17 protein-coding genes and 2 pseudogenes are annotated in these 19,308 nt (G+C 54.1%); 16 read left to right on the top strand and 3 right to left on the bottom strand.

The genetic code is table 11. From position 1 onward, the window contains the following. Positions 1 to 186 precede the first annotated feature (186 nt). The gene (ade, locus tag FYJ35_RS03755; RefSeq protein WP_154523393.1) at positions 187 to 1,944 is read right to left on the bottom strand and encodes an adenine deaminase; all 1,758 of its coding nucleotides are present in this window, start codon (positions 1,942 to 1,944) and stop codon (positions 187 to 189) included. Positions 1,945 to 2,152: 208 nt separating this feature from the next. On the opposite strand from ade, the gene FYJ35_RS03750 reads away from it, so the two are divergent. The 13 genes and pseudogenes from FYJ35_RS03750 to FYJ35_RS03695 all read left to right on the top strand — a co-directional run bounded on the left by FYJ35_RS03750 (position 2,153) and on the right by FYJ35_RS03695 (position 14,543). Continuing rightward, positions 2,153 to 2,386: a DUF3343 domain-containing protein gene (locus FYJ35_RS03750; RefSeq protein WP_277066938.1), complete on the top strand. Its 234-nt coding sequence runs from the start codon at positions 2,153 to 2,155 to the stop codon at positions 2,384 to 2,386. 208 nt (positions 2,387 to 2,594) lie between these two features. After that, a complete protein-coding gene (hydA, locus tag FYJ35_RS03745) occupies positions 2,595 to 3,971 on the top strand; it encodes a dihydropyrimidinase (RefSeq protein ID WP_154523317.1) in 1,377 nt (458 codons plus the stop codon). A gap of 31 nt (positions 3,972 to 4,002) precedes the next feature. Continuing rightward, complete coding sequence (locus FYJ35_RS03740; protein ID WP_154523314.1) at positions 4,003 to 5,184, top strand: M20 metallopeptidase family protein; 1,182 nt, start codon at positions 4,003 to 4,005, stop codon at positions 5,182 to 5,184. Positions 5,185 to 5,428: 244 nt separating this feature from the next. Next, positions 5,429 to 6,070: a sulfurtransferase-like selenium metabolism protein YedF gene (yedF, locus tag FYJ35_RS03735; protein WP_205839695.1), complete on the top strand. Its 642-nt coding sequence runs from the start codon at positions 5,429 to 5,431 to the stop codon at positions 6,068 to 6,070. Between the two features lie 91 nt (positions 6,071 to 6,161). Next, positions 6,162 to 6,863 (top strand): annotated as a pseudogene (selD, locus tag FYJ35_RS15340) (selenide, water dikinase SelD); the annotation flags it as partial. Beyond that, the gene (locus FYJ35_RS15335; RefSeq protein ID WP_408634756.1) at positions 6,861 to 7,391 is read left to right on the top strand and encodes an AIR synthase-related protein; all 531 of its coding nucleotides are present in this window, start codon (positions 6,861 to 6,863) and stop codon (positions 7,389 to 7,391) included. The pseudogene selD and the gene FYJ35_RS15335, both read left to right, overlap by 3 nt. A gap of 35 nt (positions 7,392 to 7,426) precedes the next feature. Further along, positions 7,427 to 8,347, top strand: coding sequence for a selenium-dependent molybdenum cofactor biosynthesis protein YqeB (gene yqeB / locus FYJ35_RS03725; RefSeq protein WP_154523305.1), 921 nt, complete (start codon positions 7,427 to 7,429; stop codon positions 8,345 to 8,347). Further along, on the top strand, positions 8,344 to 9,561 hold the full coding sequence (locus FYJ35_RS03720; protein ID WP_154523302.1) for an aminotransferase class V-fold PLP-dependent enzyme: 1,218 nt from the start codon (positions 8,344 to 8,346) through the stop codon (positions 9,559 to 9,561). The genes yqeB and FYJ35_RS03720 overlap by 4 nt, the downstream gene beginning before the upstream one ends. A gap of 14 nt (positions 9,562 to 9,575) precedes the next feature. Further along, complete coding sequence (gene xdhA, locus FYJ35_RS03715; RefSeq protein WP_154523299.1) at positions 9,576 to 12,089, top strand: xanthine dehydrogenase subunit XdhA; 2,514 nt, start codon at positions 9,576 to 9,578, stop codon at positions 12,087 to 12,089. A 15-nt stretch (positions 12,090 to 12,104) separates the two neighbouring features. Beyond that, positions 12,105 to 13,259 (top strand): FAD binding domain-containing protein, encoded by a 1,155-nt coding sequence (locus FYJ35_RS03710; protein WP_154523296.1) that lies wholly within the window; start codon positions 12,105 to 12,107, stop codon positions 13,257 to 13,259. After that, positions 13,252 to 13,719 carry a xanthine dehydrogenase subunit XdhC gene (gene xdhC / locus FYJ35_RS03705; protein ID WP_154523387.1) on the top strand — a complete coding sequence of 156 codons (468 nt, stop codon included), beginning with the start codon at positions 13,252 to 13,254 and terminating at the stop codon, positions 13,717 to 13,719. Before FYJ35_RS03710 ends, xdhC begins: the two co-directional genes overlap by 8 nt. Positions 13,720 to 13,995: 276 nt before the next feature. After that, a complete protein-coding gene (locus FYJ35_RS03700) occupies positions 13,996 to 14,241 on the top strand; it encodes an AbrB/MazE/SpoVT family DNA-binding domain-containing protein (RefSeq protein WP_154523293.1) in 246 nt (81 codons plus the stop codon). Continuing rightward, positions 14,238 to 14,543: a type II toxin-antitoxin system PemK/MazF family toxin gene (locus FYJ35_RS03695; protein WP_154523290.1), complete on the top strand. Its 306-nt coding sequence runs from the start codon at positions 14,238 to 14,240 to the stop codon at positions 14,541 to 14,543. The genes FYJ35_RS03700 and FYJ35_RS03695 overlap by 4 nt, the downstream gene beginning before the upstream one ends. Before the next feature lie 70 nt (positions 14,544 to 14,613). Here the strand turns inward: FYJ35_RS03695 and FYJ35_RS15330 are convergent, their stop codons facing one another. Next, positions 14,614 to 14,877 carry a helix-turn-helix domain-containing protein gene (locus tag FYJ35_RS15330; protein WP_154523287.1) on the bottom strand — a complete coding sequence of 88 codons (264 nt, stop codon included), beginning with the start codon at positions 14,875 to 14,877 and terminating at the stop codon, positions 14,614 to 14,616. 216 nt (positions 14,878 to 15,093) lie between these two features. On the opposite strand from FYJ35_RS15330, the gene FYJ35_RS03685 reads away from it, so the two are divergent. The 3 genes and pseudogenes from FYJ35_RS03685 to FYJ35_RS03675 all read left to right on the top strand — a co-directional run bounded on the left by FYJ35_RS03685 (position 15,094) and on the right by FYJ35_RS03675 (position 17,211). Further along, the gene (locus FYJ35_RS03685) at positions 15,094 to 15,258 is read left to right on the top strand and encodes a hypothetical protein (protein ID WP_154523284.1); all 165 of its coding nucleotides are present in this window, start codon (positions 15,094 to 15,096) and stop codon (positions 15,256 to 15,258) included. Further along, positions 15,258 to 15,491 (top strand): hypothetical protein, encoded by a 234-nt coding sequence (locus tag FYJ35_RS03680; RefSeq protein WP_154523281.1) that lies wholly within the window; start codon positions 15,258 to 15,260, stop codon positions 15,489 to 15,491. The genes FYJ35_RS03685 and FYJ35_RS03680 overlap by 1 nt, the downstream gene beginning before the upstream one ends. Before the next feature lie 364 nt (positions 15,492 to 15,855). Next, a pseudogene (locus FYJ35_RS03675) lies at positions 15,856 to 17,211 on the top strand (IS1380 family transposase). Positions 17,212 to 17,788: 577 nt separating this feature from the next. Here FYJ35_RS03675 and FYJ35_RS03670 read toward each other — a convergent pair. Beyond that, a complete protein-coding gene (locus FYJ35_RS03670) occupies positions 17,789 to 19,255 on the bottom strand; it encodes a sugar ABC transporter ATP-binding protein (protein ID WP_154523278.1) in 1,467 nt (488 codons plus the stop codon). Positions 19,256 to 19,308: the final 53 nt, after the last annotated feature.

Genomic DNA, 19,308 nt, shown 5'->3' with positions numbered 1-19,308 from the left:
TCTCTTCTGCCAGTAGCCGTTCAATGATCTTTACTTTTTCTATCGGATCAATTTTGCTTTTCCTAGACATAGAAATACCCCCAAGTAGGTTTTATATTTCATTGTCCTACTTGGGGGTAGCATATCATTGATCAGCGGAGGTGTTTTCTGAAATACCTGTCTGCGGGAGGATTCCCGCGGACCAGCTCAGGAGACTGTCTCCTTCGGCTTGTCCGCTTCCACCCCGACGAAATCGAACTTCTTCATATCGAAGAGACCGCGGTCTGTGATCTTGATGTCCGGGATGACAATCAGGGACATGAAGCACAGCGTCATGATCGGCTCAACCGTATGGCTGACCCCGAGCGCATCATACGCCATGTTGTGCAGCACCTCCAGCGCCTGTGCGACCTCCTCGCCGCTGCGGTCGCTCATCAGACCGGCAATCGGAAGCGGCAGCGATGCGATCACCTTTCCATCCTTCACGAGGACAAAGCCGCCCTCCTGATCAATCAAAGCGTGGATTGCCGCGCTCATTTCCGCGTTGGAAATGCCCACACAAATGATGTTGTGGGAATCGTGCGCAACCGACAGCGCGACAGCGCCGTGCTGAATGCCGTAGCCCTTCAGAAGCCCCAGCCCGATCCGGCCGGTATTATGGTGCCGCTCGAGCACAGCGATTTTTGCGACGTCCTTTCCGGGTTCGAAGACGAAGTCGCCGTCTGCGTCCAGCTTCACATGCAGATCGGTCTCCTTCGTGCGGATTCCGCCCGGGATGATCTCGATCGTCTTCACAAAGTCGCTCTTAAGATGCAGCCGCAGGTCGTCCTCGGTGAATGCCTTCACGTGCATCGATCCTCTGACGGAGTAGATTGGTGCCTTCTCATAGGACAGCAGGTACCGGCCGTTCTCGGCGACCTTCTTGCCCTCAATGAAGACGGTCTTCACACCGAAGTCCTTCAGATTGTCAAACAGCACAATGTCTGCCCGCCTGCCCGGTGCCAGTGCGCCGCGGTCCTCGAGCTTATAGCACTCCGCCGCGTTGAGTGTCGCCATGCAGATGGCCATGACCGGATCGATGCCGGCCTTCACGAGCTTCCGCAGATGGCTGTCGATATGACCCTCTCCGAGGATGGTTTTCGGCTGCCGGTCATCGGAGCAGAGAATCAGCCGTCTGTAGTTGTAGGGCGTGATGCCCGGAATCAGATTCTCCAGATCGTGGCACGCGGACCCGTCGCGCAGCTGGACATACATGCCGCGCTCCAGGCGGTCCTCCATTTCCTTCACCGTCGTACACTCATGGTCTGTCTTCACCCCTGCGGCGATATACGCATTCAGCCCTGCGCCCTCCAGCCCCGGGCTGTGTCCGTCGATCACCTTGTGCATCGACAGCGCGACCAGCAGCTTGTTCAGGTCATCGTCATTCTTTTCCAGAATTCCGGGGACGTTCATGAACTCGCCCAGCCCCGGCACGTGGCGGTCCTGCATCGGCCACTGCATGTCGAAGGCATTGACAACCGCTCCGGCGTCCTCAAATGGAGTTGCCGGCACGCAGCTAGGAATCATGTACCGGACTGACAGCTCCGTCTTTGACGCTGCCCGGATCATGTAGTTCAGGCCTTCAAGGCCATAGACATTCGTGATTTCGTGCGGGTCGGCGATGACGGTCGTCGTTCCGCGCGGGACCACCATGCGCCCGAACTCCTCAGGGGAGGTGTAGGTGGATTCAATATGAATGTGTCCGTCGATCAGCCCCGGCGCCGCGTACGCTCCGCCGGCATCGATCTCCTCCTGTCCGCGGTAGTCGTCGCCAAATCCCACGATCAGCCCGTCGGTGATCGCGATGGAGCCCGGCCGGACGGTCCCGGTGAAGACATCTACAATCTGACAGTTGTAGATGACCAGATCGGCAGGGACACGATGCATGGCAGAGTCAATTACACGGATGAGTGTTTTCTTGTCCATATGTTCCATAAGACCGCCTCCTTCTTCAACTCTGATGCCAACAACTCTCGTCTGAACGATCCACGCCTGCGTCGGCGGAATCTGCATGCCCGTCTGCTTTCGGACTTGTTTAGACGAAATAGTACCTTCTATTGCAAATGATTGTATCCGGTGCTAAAATCTTGTCAAGGGATTTTACAAATTTTCTGTATCAGGAAATGGAGATTCTGTGAAAACTGAACAAAGAGTAATTGTTGTATTTCCGACAACGACCGATGCGCTTCATCTGGAATATGTGTGCCGGGCCGAGGGGGTGCCGGGGCGGATGATCCCCGTTCCCGGAAGCATCAAAGCCGGTTGCGGCCTGGCCTTCAGCGCTCCGCCGGAGACAGAACAAAGGCTCCGCACCCTGGCAGAGGCAAACAGCATCAGGGTTGACGGATTCTACAGAAGAGTCCTGTAGCAGACAACCGGGGAAGGACAGGATACAACCTGCGGCAGAGAGACAGGACAGGGACAATGCCGAGGGCGGCGGAGACGTGAACCCCGGCTTTCTTTTTATATAGGCTTATTACATAGGCTTGTCATATCGGATTTTTCAGTACGCAGGCTCTGTCACAGACAGGACGGATGCGTCTTCAGCCGGGACATGAATGGAAGGAGGCATTTCCATGATACTGTTTCAGAATGGTACACTGGTATACCCGTCCGGCAGCAGGTCGGCAGACCTACTGACAGACGGTGAAAAGATCTGCAGGATCGCTTCTCACATCGATCCGCCCTCAGGCTGCGAGATCGTGGACTGCGCCGGCAAGCTCGTCTTCCCGGGATTCATCGATGCGCACACCCATTTTGATCTGCATGTAGCCGGAACGGTCACGGCTGACGATTTTTCTTCCGGTACAAAGGCGGAGATCGCCGGCGGGACAACGAGTGTCATCGACTTTGGAACCGCCTATCCGGGCGAGACGCTGAACGAGGGCCTCGACAACTGGTTCCGGAAGGCTGAGGCTGGCTGCAGCTGCGACTATGGGTTCCATCAGACCATTACAGAGTGGAATGATTCGATCTCCGCCGAGATCCCGGACATGATCGAGCGCGGCGCCTCTACCTTCAAGATTTACATGACCTATGATACCCAGATTGACGACTGCACGATCCTGAAGGTGCTGCAGCGGCTGAAGGAGTGCGGCACCACGACCGGCTGCCACTGCGAGAACAGTGGACTGATCGACGCGCTCCGCGAGGAGTATGCGGCGGACGAAAGACGCAGAAAGGTCAGTTCCCACTATCTCACACGCCCGGCGGCAGCGGAGGCGGAGGCCATCGGACGCTACTGCCATCTGGCGGAGGTGGCGGACGAGCCGGTCATCGACGTCCACCTGACCTGCCTGGAGGGGCTTGAGGAGATCCGGGCGGCCAGAAGGCGCGGGCAGAAGGTCTACGTGGAGACCTGCCCGCAGTATCTGGTGATGGATGACAGCCTCTATGACAACGACGATTTTGATGAGGCGTCGAAGTATGTCTGCGCCCCACCGCTGAGAAAGAAGACCGACCAGGACGCTCTGTGGAAGGCCATGGCGGACGGTGAAATTCAGACCGTCTCGACCGACCACTGCTCCTTCACCATCGCGCAGAAGGAGCTCGGGAAGGACGACTTCCGGAAGATTCCGGGCGGCATGCCCGGCGCGGAGACAAGACCGGCCGTCATCTACTCAGAGGGTGTTGCAAAAGGGCGCATCACGAAGGAAAAAATGTGCGAGCTTCTGGCCGAGAACCCGGCAAGGCTCTACGGCCTCTATCCGAAGAAGGGTGTGCTGAAGGAAGGAGCGGACGCGGACATCGTCATCCTCGACCCAGCAGCGGAGCGAACCATTTCCGTGAAGACCCAGATCTCGAAGGCGGACTATGCGCCGCTCGAGGGCATGAAGCTGAAGGGTGCCATCGACCAGGTCTACCTCAGAGGCGAGAAGGTTGCCGAGGACGGCAGAGTGATCAAGGAGAACAGAGGTCAGTACCTGAAGCGGGGGCTGCCGGAGTTCTTCTGAGAAGAAGGAAAAAAGAGGAGCGTGACAGAAGATGGATTTGCACTTGACAGAGAAGGAAGCCGGACAGGTGCTGGCGATCAAGAGAGACCTGCACATGCACCCGGAGCTCTCGCATGAGGAGTTCAGGACAACCGAAAGGATCCGGGAGGTGCTCTCCGGGCTGCCGGGGATCGAGATCCTTGATCTGCCCGATACATCGGTCGTGAAGACCGGCGTGGTGGCGCGGCTTCGGGGCGGAAAAAGCGGCGGGGAGACTGGCCTTCGGGCGGACATCGATGCCCTTCCGCAGACCGAGCAGGTCGAAAGCCCATACAAGTCCAGATGCGAGGGAAAGATGCACGCCTGCGGACACGACTTTCACACCGCGTCGCTCCTTGGAGCCGCGATGATTCTGTCAAGAAACCGCGCAGAGGTGCCGGGAACCGTCGACTTCCTGTTTCAGGAAGCGGAGGAAACGACGAATGGCTGCCAGGAAATGATCGACGCAGGACTCTTCTCGATCATTTCCCCGAAATACTTCTTCGGTATGCACAACCGTCCGGAGGTTCCGGCAGGGCAGGTCGTGATCCAGTCTGGCGGACTGATGAGCGCAAAGTCAAACTTCGTCATCACTGTCCACGGCAAGGGCGGGCACGGCGCGATGCCGCATCTGTGCATCGATCCGATCGTCTGTGCGGCGGCGATCATCCAGTCACTTCAGACCATCGTCAGCAGGAATGTTGACCCGATGGAGAACGCGATTCTGACAATCGGCTCCATCCATGGCGGGAGCGTCGAGAACCTGATCGTTGAGGATGTGAGGATGACCGGCTGCGTGCGGGCGCTGAGCCAGAAGACGAAGGAGACGCAGATCCGTCGCCTGGAGGAGATTGTGACGAACACGGCGAAGGCCTATCAGTGCACGGCGGACATTGAATATAAGGAAGTGCTGCCGGTTGCGTATAATACGCCGGAGATGACGAAGATCGCCCACAGGGCGGCTGCAGCCGTCGTCGGGGAGGAGAACTGCGTGACGGCGGTGCCGACCCTCGCGAGCGAGGACTTCGCAATCATCATGGACAAAATCCCGTCCTACCTCTACTGGGTCGGCTCCGGGACGGAGGGAGAGTCGCTGCATGCCTGGCACAATCCGAAATTCCATGCCAACGACACAGCCCTTCCGGTTGCGGCGGCGGTATACGCCAGCTCGGCTGTGACGGCAAACCAGCTGTGAGGAGCAAACCAACGGTAACCGTAAACCAGCTGTGAAGGGCAAACCAATTGTGACTGCAAGCCAGTTGTAATGGCAATTAGCTGTGGCAGTAAATCAGCTGTGACGGTAGGCCAGCAGTGAAGAGCCAGGAAGCATGCAAGCATGATGACCGGCTGACAGGAACAAGGAAGGCAAGCCCGTGTGCTGTCAGGCAGCCTGCATGAATAGGATCGTAGAAAATAAGCAAAAAGAAGGAGAACGAATCATGATTTCACTGGATGAAAGAGGGAAACAGTGCCCGATTCCGATTGTGGACACGAAGAAAGCGTTGGAGCCGCTGGGCGTCGGCGAGGTTGTGGAGACCGTTGTCGACAACGAGATTTCCGCACAGAACCTGAAGAAATTCGCAGATCAGAGGCAGTATGCCTATGAGATGGAGAAGGTTTCAGATACTGAGTACAGGGTTCGCCTGACCGTCACCGAGGCCGCAAAGGAGCTCCAGGGCAAGGGAGATGCCACATTCAATGAGCAGGACTATCAGGCCTGTGGCATCCCGGCAGCAGCACCGCAGGGCTATATCGTTGTCATTTCCTCAGACAGCATGGGAGAGCCGGAGAAAGAACTTGGAAAGATTCTGCTCAAGGGCTTCCTCTTCGCTCTGTCGAAGAAGGAGGATGTGCCGAAGAAGATCATCTTCTATAACGGCGGGGCACGGCTGACCTGCGAAGGCTCCGAGTCGTTGGACGACCTGCGGGAGCTTGAGAAATCTGGCGCGGAGATCGCGACCTGCGGCACCTGCCTGAAGTTCCAGAACCTGGAGGACAAGCTGAAGGTCGGCGGCGTGACCAACATGTACGAAATCACCGAGGCACTGACCGGCCCGTACAGGGTTGTGAAGCCGTGCTGAAGTATGCGGAGTAGAGAAGTGTCTATCTGCCCATGAACATGAAATCTACGAATGGGTGCAGGGCAGGCGGCGTGACTTGGAGGATACCAGCATGGAGCAAATTGAATTCTGCAAGGGCGGGGGCTGCACAGCGAAGCTCGGGCCGGACATTCTGGACCGGGTACTAAGCCGTCTGCCGGCTCAGAAAAGAGATCCGGACCTTCTGGTCGGCTTTGATACAAATGACGATGCGGCGGTCTACCGTGTGAGCGGGGACCGGGCGATCGTCCAGACACTTGATTTCTTCCCGCCGATGGTAGATGACCCGTATTTGTTTGGCCAGATCGCGGCAGCCAATGCGATGTCCGATATCTGGGCGATGGGCGGTCGGCCGGTGACGGCGCTGAACATCGTCTGCTTCCCGCAGTCCTGGGATCTGAACATCCTGGGAAGAATCATGCAGGGAGGCGCGGAGAAGGTTGCAGAAGCCGGCGCGTCTCTGTGCGGCGGACACTCGATCAACGACAACGATGTCAAGTACGGTCTGTCGGTGACCGGGCTCATTGACCCGGCGCGCGTCCTGACCAACGTCGGTGCCCGCGCGGGCGACCGCCTGATTCTGACGAAGCCGCTCGGAACCGGCATCGTCTGCACGGCAGGCCGTGTGAAGGCAGCCGATCCGGCCAGTATGGATGAGGCGATCCGTTCGATGACAACCCTGAACAAGTATGCGGCAAAGGTTCTGTCGCGCTACGAGGTTCACGCCTGCACGGACGTGACAGGATTCTCCCTGCTCGGGCACCTGTCAGAGATGCTCGGCATGAAGCGCCGCGCGTCCGGATCCCCGGATGCAGAAGACGGAGGCGGGCAGGTGGCAGGCGGCAGGCAGGCGGGCCAGACAGATCAGACCAGTGATATGACGCTGCCGGACAGTACAGGCCAGACGGCCGGAGCGGGGCTGGCAGGCAATTCAAACCAGACAGACCATGCAGTGCAGGCAGGCAGCAGAAACCAGTCGGGCAGCAGTCCGCTGGGCGCTGTCCTCCACACGAGCACAGTGCCGCATTTTAAGTGGGTGCGGGAATTCGTCGAGGAGGATTTTTTCATCACGGCGAACGGACAGCGCAACCGCAATCATCTCGGAGACCTGGTGGAGTTCCATAACACAGCATTCTGGCAGCAGGAACTGTTGTTCGACCCGCAGACCTCCGGCGGCCTTCTGGCGGCGGTGCCAAATGAAATCGCCGACGAGGTGCTGACAGAGATCAAGAAGCTCGGGCTTCCCTGCAGCCTGATCGGAGAGGTGACAGACCAGTTGGACCACATCCTGGTGACGGCCTGAGGACAGCCTGCACCATATGAGACAGTGAGGAAGGTATGGTAACAGATCAGCTTGTAATCGTGAGAGGCGGCGGCGACATTGCGACCGGCACAATCCGGACGCTGAGAAGAGCCGGGTTCCCGGTTCTGATCCTGGAGTCGGCGCACCCGAGCGCCATCCGCAGGACGGTCGCCCTGTCAGAGGCCGTCTACGAAGGAAGTGCGACCGTCGAAGATGTTTCGGTTATGCTTGCACATAACCTGGACGAGGCGGAGTACCTGCTCTTCCAGGATGGAATTGCCATGCTGGTGGACCCGGACGGCGCCGCCATCCGTGATATCATCCACTCCGGCGAGAAGTATGCCGAGTGGGACACCGGTCTGACGACCCTGGAGGGTGGCGGACGGCATCTGTTTCTTACCTGTGTCGTTGACGCCATTCTGGCAAAGAAAAACCTCGGGACGACGAAAGACATGGCACCGCTTGTGATTGCGCTCGGCCCCGGATTTACAGCCGGGAGGGACTGCGATGTAGTGATCGAGACGATGCGCGGGCACAGCCTCGGCAGGGCCATTATGGAGGGAGAAGCGCTCCCCAATACCGGCACACCGGGGCTGATCGCCGGCCATGCACAGGACCGTGTCATCCACAGTCCGGCAGCCGGCATCGTGAAAACCTGCGCAGCAATCGGCGATATCGTAGAGGAAGGACAGGTCATCGCCAGTATTATGCCGGAGGGTAGTTCATCCGGACAGGGGGAAGTCGGTGTGCCGGTGAGGGCAGGCTTTACAGGCTTGCTCAGAGGCCTGATCCGGGACGGATATCCGGTACCGGAAGGTTTTAAGATCGCGGACATCGACCCCCGCACATCAGAGCATGACAACTGTTTCAGGATTTCCGACAAGGCGCGGGCAATCGGCGGAGCAGTTTTGACAGAACTCATCCACTTTGCAGCGCAGCAGAACTTTGACGAATGATTTATTTTGACAATGCGGCAACTTCATACAACAGGCCGCCGTGTGTGAAGGAAGCGGTCGCAGCAGCCATCGATGCCTTCGGCAATCCGTCAAGAGGTGCCTACAGTGCTTCGCTGGATGCAGACCGCTGTCTGTTTGAGACAAGGATGCAGCTGGCAGCGCTTGCCGGGGCAGAGGGGCCGGACTGCGTGGCTTTCACGACAAACGCAACGCAAGCCCTGAACACTGCCATCCTGGGACTGGGACTTCATGCTGGCGATTATCTGATCGTGAGTCTTCAGGAACACAATTCCGTGCTGCGGCCGGCCTACAGGCTGAGAGAGAGGGGTGTTGTCGTCCATTTTGTCGGGCTTAAGGCGGACGCACGCCTCGATATGGAGGATCTGGAACAGACCCTCAGAACCATCCGCACGCAGAATCCGGATACCCGGATCGCAGTGGCGCTCTCGCACGGCAGCAACGTGACAGGTAACGTCATCGACCTTTCTGTCGTATCGGCACTATGCAGAGAAAGTCGTGCAACCTTGATTCTGGACGCGGCACAGACGATGGGCATCATCCCGATTCGTATGAGGCAATCCGGAATCGATATCCTGTGCTTTTCCGGACACAAGGCGCTGATGGGACCGCAGGGAACCGGAGCGATCATTGTGCGGCGTGGCATAAGGCTCAGCCCTCTGATGGCAGGAGGCTCCGGCATTCGGACATTTCTGGAGACCATGCCGCAGGAAATGCCGGAGCATCTGGAAGCCGGCACGCAGAACGCACACTCGATCGCCGGGCTGCACGCAGCCCTCGCCTTCGCAGAAGGAAAGCGGGAAACATGGAGGGCGCAGGCTCTCAGCCTGCGAAAGCAGCTGCTTTCCGGCATTGATGCCATCAACCGGCAGGCAGGGGAAGAGCGCATCCACGTGTATGGAAGAGGGACAGCTGTAAATCCTGCCTCGGCCAGCTGCCAAGGTGATTCGGAGCCAGTACTTCCGACTGTCGCGTTCAACATCGGTCAGCTCGAGGCTGCAGATGTTGCTGACCGGCTCTGGCGTGACAGACAGATCGCAGTCCGGGCAGGCGGACACTGCGCTCCTTTGATTCATCGCTTTTTTGGAACCGAAAAAAGAGGCATCGTGCGGGCATCATTTTCACATGCCAACACGCCCGGTCAGGTTCAGATACTGATCGAGGAGCTCAGAGATATTGTACAAACAGAGGGCTAGGAGGTAAACACGGTATGGAGGTTGTCGGAAAAAGCATGAAGCGTGTCGACGCCTTCGGGAAGGTAACCGGAGAGGCGAAGTACACGAATGACCTGTGTCCGAAGGACGCGCTGATCGCGCACGTCGTCCATTCAACCATCGCGAATGGCGAGGTGCTTTCCATCGATACATCGGAAGCAGAGAAGGTGCCCGGTGTCGTGAAGATTGTCACCTGCTTTGACGTGCCGGACATCCAGTTTCCAACTGCCGGTCATCCCTGGAGCGTCGAGGCAGCGCACCAGGATATCGCAGACCGGAAGCTTTTGAATACGCGCGTGCGGCTGTACGGGGATGACATCGCTGCAATCGTAGGCGTGGACAACGTTGCCTGCGAGCGCGCCGAAAGGCTTTTGAAAATTGAGTATAAGGAGTATCCGTCGTTCACGACGGTCGAGGATGCCCTTAAACCGGAGGCAACCCCGCTTCACCCGGATCTTCGGAAAACGAACGAGTTGATCCACACATCGTTCAAGTCCTCGCCGGACTACGACTATGAGCAGGCAAAAGAGAGGGCGGTCAGGGAGTACGGGGCTGAGCACGTCCGGGAATATGAGCAGACGTACCGGACGCAGCGGGTTTCACACTGCCACATTGAGGTGGCAACGAGCTGGGCATACGTGGATGTAAACGGAAAGGTCACGGTGACAGCCTCGACCCAGATCCCGCACATCATGCGCCGTGTCATCGCTCAGGCGCTGGGCTGGCCGGTCGGCAAGGTCCGCGTGATCAAGCCGTATCTTGGCGGAGGCTTCGGCAACAAGCAAGACATCCTGTATGAACCGCTGAACGCCTATCTGTCGGTCGTCTGCGGCGGCCGGTGCGTCTGCCTGGAGACCACCCGAGAGGAATGCATCTCCCAGACGAGAGTCCGCCACGCTGTGATCGGGAAGACGAAGGCACTCTACACAACAGACGGCCGCCTCCTTGCGCGCACCCTCGACGGTTACGCGAACAAAGGCGCGTACGCCTCCCACGGACACGCGATTGCAGCCTCCGTCGCAACGGTCTACAAGGATCTCTACAACGACGCCTATGGCTGCCGCGCGGACATGACGACGGTCTTCACAAACTCCGCCTCCGCCGGCGCAATGCGTGCCTATGGCGTGCCGCAGTCGGTCTTCCTGGCGGACTGCCAGATCGACGACATCTGTCACAGGGAGGGCTTTGACCCACTGAAGTTCCGGATGGACAACTGCGTCGGGAAGGGCTTCCGGGATCCGGGCAACGGCATCACTTACTATTCTTACTCCATGAAGGAGTGCATGAGGCGCGGCGCGGAGTACATACACTGGGACGAAAAGCGGAAGGCGTACGCAAACCAGACCGGTCCCATCCGCCATGGTGTCGGGATGTCGATCTTCATGTACAAGGTCGGCGTCTATCCGATTTCTCTCGAGACCTCCAGCGCCCGGATGATCCTGAACCAGGACGGATCAATCCAGGTCGAGCTGTCGGCAACCGAGATCGGGCAGGGAGCCGATACCGTCTTCACCCAGATGGCCTCGGAGACCACCGGCATCACACCGGACAAGGTCTACATCGTCTCGACACAGGATACAGACCTGTCTCCGTTTGACACCGGCGCCTACGCTTCCAGACAGTCCTTTGTCACCGGCAAAGCCGTCAAGAAATGCGGCCTCGAGCTGAGAAACCGGATCCTGGACTATGCCGCCTACATGCTGGGACGCCCGGTCGAGGAACTGATGATCCACGACAACAACATCTGTGAGCGCATTCCGGAGGAGGGAACAACGATCCAGACCGATCTTTCCGCTGGAAATGGCTATGGATACGTCCCGGACGGCTCCGTGGATGAGAATGACAGGTATCAGGACTGGCTTGATGCGGATGTGAAGCATTGGAACATCGATGACCTCCCGTCCGGGAGGAAGTCGATCCTGAGGGATACCGGAAAGATCCTCGCAAAGCCCGGCAAGGTGCTGCTTTCGATGAAAGATCTCGCAGAGAATGCATTCTACTCTCTCGACCGCTCGGAACACATCACAGCCGAGGTCACGAATCACTGTAAGGAAAACACGTACGCATCCGGATGCACATTTGCGGATATTACGGTGGACATGGAGATGGGAACCGTGAAGATCGATCATCTTGTGAATGTTCATGACTCCGGCACCCTGCTCAATCCGCAGCTGGCCGAGGCCCAGGTGCATGGCGGCATGGCGATGGGCATCGGCTACGCCCTGAGCGAGGAGCTTCTGTACAACGAAAAAGGCAGGCCGCTGAACAACAACCTGCTGGACTTCAAGATCCCGACGGCGCTCGATGTCCCGGATCTGAAGGTCATCTTCCTGCAAATGGACGACCCGATGGGTCCCTATGGCAACAAGGCGCTGGGAGAGCCGCCGGTCATCTCCGTTGCCCCGGCGATCCGCAATGCCATCCTGAATGCTACCGGTGTCGCGATGAACGAGCTCCCGATGACTCAGCAGCGGCTGGTAGCGGCATTTCAGCAGCATGGTCTGATCTGAGAAAGGCGGTGCGGTATGTACGATATTGAGAATTACTACGAGGCAAAGTCGGTCGAAGATGCCATCGCGCACCTCGCCGCCGATGAGAAGGCCGAAGTCATCGCCGGCGGGACGGATGTGCTCGTAAAGCTTCGCGCCGGCAAGGATGTCGGCTGCGACCTGGTCAGCATTCATGAGATCCCTGAGCTGAAGGGCGTGGACAGGCTGACAGACGGAACGATCGTGATCGGACCTGCTACCTGCTTTACGGACATTACGAATGATCCTATCATTCAGGAAAGACTGCCGTACCTCGGCGAGGCGGTCGATACCGTCGGCGGCCCGCAGATCCGGAATATGGGCACTATCGGAGGAAACCTCTGTAATGGCGCCACCTCCGCAGACTCCGGCGCGACGATGCAGACACTCGACGCCACCCTCGTCCTGCAGGGACCGGAGGGATCGAGGGAAGTGCCGGTCACCGAATTCTACACCGGCCCCGGTCGGACTGTCCGAAAACGCGATGAGGTTCTGATCGCGATCCTGGTAAAGCCGGAAGACTATATCGGCTACTCCGGCTGCTATATCAAGTACGGTAAGAGACGTTCGATGGAAATCGCAACGCTCGGATGCTGTGTCCGGGTGAAGCTTGAGGCAGTAGATGCAAAGCAGGCAGAGGCAGGAGAGACAGGCGGAACACAGGACAGTTCGACCACGCGGCGGGAGGACGCAGCGAGCACAGAGCAAAAGGATGCGGCAGGCAGCCCCGCGCTTCCGGGCGCCGGATTCTCCCTGGCAGACGTCCGGATCGGCTACGGTGTTGCGGCACCGACTCCGATTCGTTGCAGAAAGACCGAGCAGATGCTGAAAGGCATGTCAGCAGATGACCCGGCGATCTATGACATCATTGCAACGCACGTCGAGGAAGAGGTTCACCCCCGCTCCTCCTGGCGCGCCTCAAAGGAATTCCGTGTCCAGCTCATCCGGGAGATGGCAAAACGTGCCCTTGAGCAGGCTATCCTCAGAGGCATCGGAAAAGGAACCCCCGGAGCGGGAGATTTTCTACCGGTTGAACTCGAAGGGAAACAGAAGATGAGAGAGACCATGACACAGGACACAGCAGAAGTGGCCCGGACCGCCGATGGCGGTAAAGACACTGGCTGCGGGAAAGGCGGTGAGCATCATGCTTGAGATCGTCCATATGACCGTCAACGGAGAAGAGAAAGAACTCGCCGTTGACCCGAGAGAAAGCCTTCTCGACACCCTGAGAAACCGGCTGAACCTGACCTCCGTCAAGAGAGGCTGCGGGGTCGGTGAGTGCGGGGCCTGTACGGTCCTGATTGATGGGACAGCCGTGGATTCCTGCCTCTATCTGACCATGTGGGCAGAAGGCAAGCACATCCTGACCGTCGAAGGACTCAAGAGTCCGTCGGGAGAGCTCAACGAAGTTCAGCAGGCCTTCGTCGACGAAGCGGCCGTCCAGTGCGGCTTCTGCACGCCTGGTTTGATTCTGACCGGAGTGGAACTTGTAAACAGCGGAAGAAAGTACACGCGGGAGGAGCTTCGCAAGCTCATATCCGGGCATCTGTGCCGCTGCACAGGGTATGAGAATATCCTGAACGCGCTTGAGAAAGTCGTCGGGTATCACTGATTTTCCTGCTATTAAATTCGACCTGAACCGTTTCATGTGAACCGCCTATATGAATGTATAAAACAGTGTAGTAGGAAAAAGAATATATATCAGAAAGCAGCTCCGCTTGCGGGGCTGCTTTCTGCGCATTGCCATTCCGGCAGGAGGCCTCCTTCCAGAGGGATCACCGTTGGCCGGAAATCGGTGAAACGGATCAGTGATGATCAACGGGAGTAAGAAGCTTGAAAAATCCCCATGGCGGATATACATTATATATACATAGAGGAGGTATATGCGATGCAGACTCAGGTAAAAGCGTGGGGGAACAGCCAGGGAATCAGAATTTCAAAAGAAGTACTTAAGGAGGCTGATGTAGCTGTTGATGATATACTGGATGTCAAAGTCTCAAATGGAGTGATCATGCTTGTTAAGCCGTTCAGACATAAGACTTTGGAAGAGCGTGCTGCTGCGTATGATGGAAGGCTTGATCTTGACGGGGAATTTGACTGGAGGAAACCAGTAGGGAGAGAGACTTGGGAATGAAAGAAGGAATCTGTCAGGGAGATCTTCTTAAGATTGAAAGAATTAATATGCCGGTGGTGGTTGTAAGTAAGAATTTCTTCAATCAAAGTGGGGAGATTATTGGCTGCCCTGTTTGCAGAGACGGGAAGCCAGGAGCGCTGCACATCAGGATTGAAACAGAAGAAGTTACGGGATATGTTCATTGTGAGAAAATGGCGCTGCTGGATATGAATATTAGAAGATATTCTAAAGTAGGCAGCATACATATGTCAGAGACTATTGATATCACGGATGCAATCCAGGGAATTTTTGATTATGTGTGAGCCAAACGCTCGTAGGGCGTTGGAAGGATCTGCGAGTGTTTTTTATGTTCCTGGCAAACTTCAGGTCAGGTTAAAGGTTCGGATCCTGCGCAGGCTGGTGGCAGTCTTCCGTCTGAGACCAGGTTGTCTGGGCGGAGTCATCAATATTTCGGAACTTGCGGGGGCTGCGGCCATACGTACGGTAGAATTGCTGCGTAAATGATGCAGAGCTTGAGAAGCCACAGGCCGATGCAATTTCCCTGATGGGAAGATCAGAGTTTGTGACGAGCTGGCCTGCAACCTTCAGCTGGTAGGACAGGATATAATTTTTGGGGGATATGCCAAGCTCCTTCATAAAATGTATATTGTCAATAGGTAATCCTCAAAAGAAGATTATCTATTGACAATATACACCCCAGGTTGCCTCGGAAGAAGCGGCAAATAACAAGACCTTTATCGGATTTATTGCGCTGATCATTCGCTGCAGAATTTATACCACGTTAAAAGACAAGGCAGGCACCATGGTAAAAAAGCTGAACTATTTCACGGGTACCTGCAGCTATCCGGGAACTTGAAAAAAATCGAGATGTGCAGGCAGTTGGATGACGTATACAGAATGGATCATGCGGTGACGAAGGCACAGAAAGAAATCCTGAGTGCCTTTGGAATTGAGGCATCTCATGTGAAATATAAGGCTGCCTGCATCAGTAGTGTGATGCAGGAGGGAACAAAGTAGTGGCAAAAACAATTAGCAGAGATGCATTGGAGCAAAAGATCAGTAAGTTTGAAACGGCAATCAGCAAGAACAGGCAACAGTATGATCAATTGACGAAGGAGCTGAAAGAGCTGCTGGACAAGAAGAAAGCACTGCAGAGCGAAGAGCTGATGAAGGCAATCGCTGAAAGCTCACGAAGCTATGAGGACATCCTCCGATACATCAAGGGTGATCCGTCGGAAGACGAAGAATGAAACAGAAAAAATCCAGAGACTGCAAAACCCCATTATATGAGTTTTGGTTGCAAAATCTCTGGGAGTTCACATTGATTTATTCGGGATAGTTCTCGAAGCAAGAAAACTGGAGTAGTTTTCTAGGATCGTTTTGTCCATGCAAAGGTGTAGAGATTCCATTTCCAAAATAACACAGATTAGATATATCCTGAATCCGTGAAGTTCATATTTGATAAAGAGGCAGAAATCCTTTAGTTGCCGCATTTATCACTGTTTCACATTACTGTTACAGCTTCACCCGTCGGGTGAAGGTATTTACCCCTAAATTTCACTCATTTCTCATTCCGTTTGGTACAATTAAGACCATGGAAGAGAGGTGCGCGGAATGAAGAAGATCATCGTTGAAGTATCTAATGAACGGCTTATTACCCCAAGTAGCCTTTTGCTTGTTGGAGGCGCGCTCGGCAAGAGCGACCTGGTCGAACGGGCTAACAGCACAAAGATTGACAATAAGCGTTCCCAGCCTCAGATCAAGAACGGAGATATTCTCCTTACCTATATCGGTCTTCTCTGCCAGGGAAAACCTTCCTTTGAAGCAGTCCGTGAATTGCATGCTGATCCGGATTACTATAAGGCGTTCCTTGGGATATCCTATGCGATCCCTTCTGCAGAGAACCTTCGGCAGAGAATGATCTGGTCGGAAAGCGCTCAGGGACGAGATCCTTGCTGCGAATGTCACGATGTTTAATACGATCGGCGTGAAGCCATCGCCACTCTCCTGTGCTCTTGTTCCCGTTGATATTGATGTCACTCCCTGTGACAATTCCAAGATCAATAAGGAAGGTGTATCAAGGACTTATAAAGGCTTCGATGGCCAAGCCCCTATCATGGCCTATATCGGTGACGAAGGTTTTCTGGTAAATACTGAACTGCGCGAAGGAAAGCGGCACAGCCAGAAGAGACGCCTGATTTTCTTCGGGAAACCCTTCGCCTTGCCCACCAGATGACTGCTCAACAGCTTTTAGTTCGCATGGATTCCGGAAAGGATGCCGCGGAAAACCTCGGCATCCTTATCGAAGATGGTTCCTGGTTTGTCATCAAGCGGAACATGCGCTGTGGTGAGACCAAAGAGGGGTGGCTTGAAAAGGTGCAGGGTTGCTGCATGGATATCCGTCACCCTCGTGAGGGAAAGACTGTATACATTGGAAGCAGCTGGAAGGACGTTCCCTATACGGCCGCCGGTGGAGAGCAAAAGACCATTTGCCTCCGTATAGGCTATGAAATCATCGAGCGCACCATTGACAAGCATGGCCAGTATCTGTTCCCTGCAGATATCGAAGTAAATACCTGGTGGACAAACCTCGGGCAGTCTGATGATGAGGTGATCCAGCTCTACCATGAGCATGGCGAAAGCGAGCAGTATCACAGCGAGATCAAGACAGATATGGATGTCGAGCGGTTTCCGTCTGGAAAGTTTGACACCAATGAACTCGTTCTTGAACTCACTGTACTTGCTTACAACGTTCTTCGCATTATCGGGCAGAAGTCACTTAAGAGCGGCAGCGCGCCCAGGACGAAACGAAAAATAAAGCGCCGAAGGATCCGTACGGTGATCAGCAACTTGATCCTTATTGCCGGTCATGTTTAAGAGCATTTCAGAAGGCTTATTCTCTCACTGGGAAAGAGCAATATCTGGATTCCGGTGTTTGTGGATCTGCATCAGGAACTGGTTTTATCATAATATGAAATCCGCCAGAGCCAGACATTAGGGCTTGCTTTATTAGTTGCGCTCTATTTATCCATGAAAAGTAATTGGCAACCAGAAATTCAACAACAGTAACTCGTGAACAGGGATCATTACCACAAAGGGCATCGGATAAATGCCTTAAACGAGTCGATCCCTACATTTTGAAGCTGAGCTTCACGGATTCAGGTATTATGCAAATATGGCATTTCAGAGATGGTGGACAAAACTTCTGCGAATGGGCCCGGACAACGTGGAGCTTCTGATGTAGAAGCAGAAATACCTTACGAGATGCCATAAATGCATTATAAATAGAATAATAGGTTATCTCAAGGCAAAGTCAATTCCTCACGTACATATGGGCAGACTGGAACTACATTATAATAATGACTGGAATGAGAATTATGGAATAACGGAACGCTCTTTTCCGCTCTGCGGAACGTTTTACAAATAGGCAGCGGAGGATCTTTCTCCCGATCTTCAGGGATGCATCCTGCACTGCCTGTTCCTTCAAACACTTTCTTTATGATTTAAGACATAGCATCAGGGCATCAATAAAATGCTCTCTGGTCTCTTAGCTTCCATAAAATATCTGGTACAGTTCGTCTTCTGATATTATCCTGCCGTTTTGAATGTATATTTCATCGCCTGACATTAACCTGAGTGAAGAAATAGATGAAAATAGGAGGATAATCGTTATCCCACGCTGAGTCAGAAGATTTAACATTTTCCTGGTTGTCTCACGCATCTGCAGATCTGTTTCAATAAAAGGCTTTTCGACAAAAAGGACTTTGGGCGCACTGATCAGGAACCTTGCATATGCAATTTCCTGAAGGGTTTCAGGGGAAAATCGACTGGCAGGGGCGGGCGGTGAGTCAATTTTTTCATAAATATGAAGAAATTGATCTATATTTTTTGAAAAATCACTTTTGAACCAGATATAGTTTACTTTGCGAGACAATGGAAGCATCATATTGTCACGCAGAGACATAGAAGGAACAATTGCATTCTTATAAGGGCTTTCCGGACACCAGCAGATACCTTGTTTCATCGCATGTACAATATCTCTGATCTGATGTGGTGCGCCTCCAATGATGATTTTTCCTGATTTTACCTGAGATTCTCCGAAGATAAGTGAGTGGAAACCTTTAAGAGTTATCTCGTCAAGACATAGAATTTTGATGAGTTCTCCTTTAAATACATCAAACGACACATCATGAAGGATATTTGTAGAGATGTGGTTAAAGGAAAGAAAAGGCTGGGGATCAACATACCCATCTTCATCATCATAATTGTGTTGAATAAAAGGACTTTCCTGACCTTGCTTTCTCTGGGGGAGCATGTATTTGTAAAAGGATCTCCGGTCAATAAAATCGGAGGAGAAACATGCGACAGAAGTACCACCCTTAATGACCAGAATTTCACTTGCGGAATCAAATATTCGGCTCTCCAGAGAGTCAATCATAACAAATGAGAATTCATCCTGAACCATTTTCCGTATGACGGAATCAATGATTTGAAACTCCGAATCTGTGATGAAATCTGTAATATTGTTAAGGACGATGACCTTCCGGTGTTCGTTGTAAGCCTTGATCAGGACGACCAACAGCTGTTCCCAGGGTTCGAGATCTACTACCTGCTGGTCAACTGAAATATCAATATGAAAATCTTTGAAAAGCTGCGCAGTGCGCACCCGGTATTCTGTTGAATGAATCATGGGATTTGAATCAGAAAAGATACAGATATTTTCAGCGATTGATAAATTCTTGATCAGGTTCATATGGTTCCCGACTACAAAGAACATATGATGGAATTTTTTGTAGTATGGCATATCAGTATCAGAGCAACCTGAAAAGAGCAGGTTGCCTTCAATCTGACAGTTTCCGGAAAACATGTTGAGCAGCGCCTGTTCTTCGGTCACGTTACTGCAGATAATTCCCAGTGTACGGCCTTGATATATCTGCATATTAAAATTGGTCAGGAGTTTTACACCGGACAGATATACAGACGAATGTTCCATTTTAAACAATATATGTTTCATATATGGCTTCCTAAACTGATTGCTTGTTGATTGCTGCCGGATAACAAATTTGT

The organism is Porcincola intestinalis, from assembly GCF_009696445.1.
Classification (GTDB): Bacteria; Bacillota; Clostridia; order Lachnospirales; family Lachnospiraceae; genus Porcincola; species Porcincola intestinalis.
Note: the sequence above shows the minus strand (reverse complement) of the source record. Positions and strands in the feature narration are given on the sequence as shown.

Excerpts from the sequence above, each read along its gene's own strand:
- ade (WP_154523393.1), bottom strand. The coding sequence starts at position 1,944 with ATGGACAAGAAAACACTCATCCGTGTAATTGACTCTGCCATGCATCGT.
- hydA (WP_154523317.1), top strand. The coding sequence starts at position 2,595 with ATGATACTGTTTCAGAATGGTACACTGGTATACCCGTCCGGCAGCAGG.
- FYJ35_RS03740 (WP_154523314.1), top strand. The coding sequence starts at position 4,003 with ATGGATTTGCACTTGACAGAGAAGGAAGCCGGACAGGTGCTGGCGATC.
- yedF (WP_205839695.1), top strand. The coding sequence starts at position 5,429 with ATGATTTCACTGGATGAAAGAGGGAAACAGTGCCCGATTCCGATTGTG.
- FYJ35_RS15335 (WP_408634756.1), top strand. The coding sequence starts at position 6,861 with ATGCTCGGCATGAAGCGCCGCGCGTCCGGATCCCCGGATGCAGAAGAC.
- yqeB (WP_154523305.1), top strand. The coding sequence starts at position 7,427 with ATGGTAACAGATCAGCTTGTAATCGTGAGAGGCGGCGGCGACATTGCG.
- FYJ35_RS03720 (WP_154523302.1), top strand. The coding sequence starts at position 8,344 with ATGATTTATTTTGACAATGCGGCAACTTCATACAACAGGCCGCCGTGT.
- xdhA (WP_154523299.1), top strand. The coding sequence starts at position 9,576 with ATGGAGGTTGTCGGAAAAAGCATGAAGCGTGTCGACGCCTTCGGGAAG.
- FYJ35_RS03710 (WP_154523296.1), top strand. The coding sequence starts at position 12,105 with ATGTACGATATTGAGAATTACTACGAGGCAAAGTCGGTCGAAGATGCC.
- xdhC (WP_154523387.1), top strand. The coding sequence starts at position 13,252 with ATGCTTGAGATCGTCCATATGACCGTCAACGGAGAAGAGAAAGAACTC.
- FYJ35_RS03700 (WP_154523293.1), top strand. The coding sequence starts at position 13,996 with ATGCAGACTCAGGTAAAAGCGTGGGGGAACAGCCAGGGAATCAGAATT.
- FYJ35_RS03695 (WP_154523290.1), top strand. The coding sequence starts at position 14,238 with ATGAAAGAAGGAATCTGTCAGGGAGATCTTCTTAAGATTGAAAGAATT.
- FYJ35_RS15330 (WP_154523287.1), bottom strand. The coding sequence starts at position 14,877 with ATGAAGGAGCTTGGCATATCCCCCAAAAATTATATCCTGTCCTACCAG.
- FYJ35_RS03670 (WP_154523278.1), bottom strand. The coding sequence starts at position 19,255 with ATGAAACATATATTGTTTAAAATGGAACATTCGTCTGTATATCTGTCC.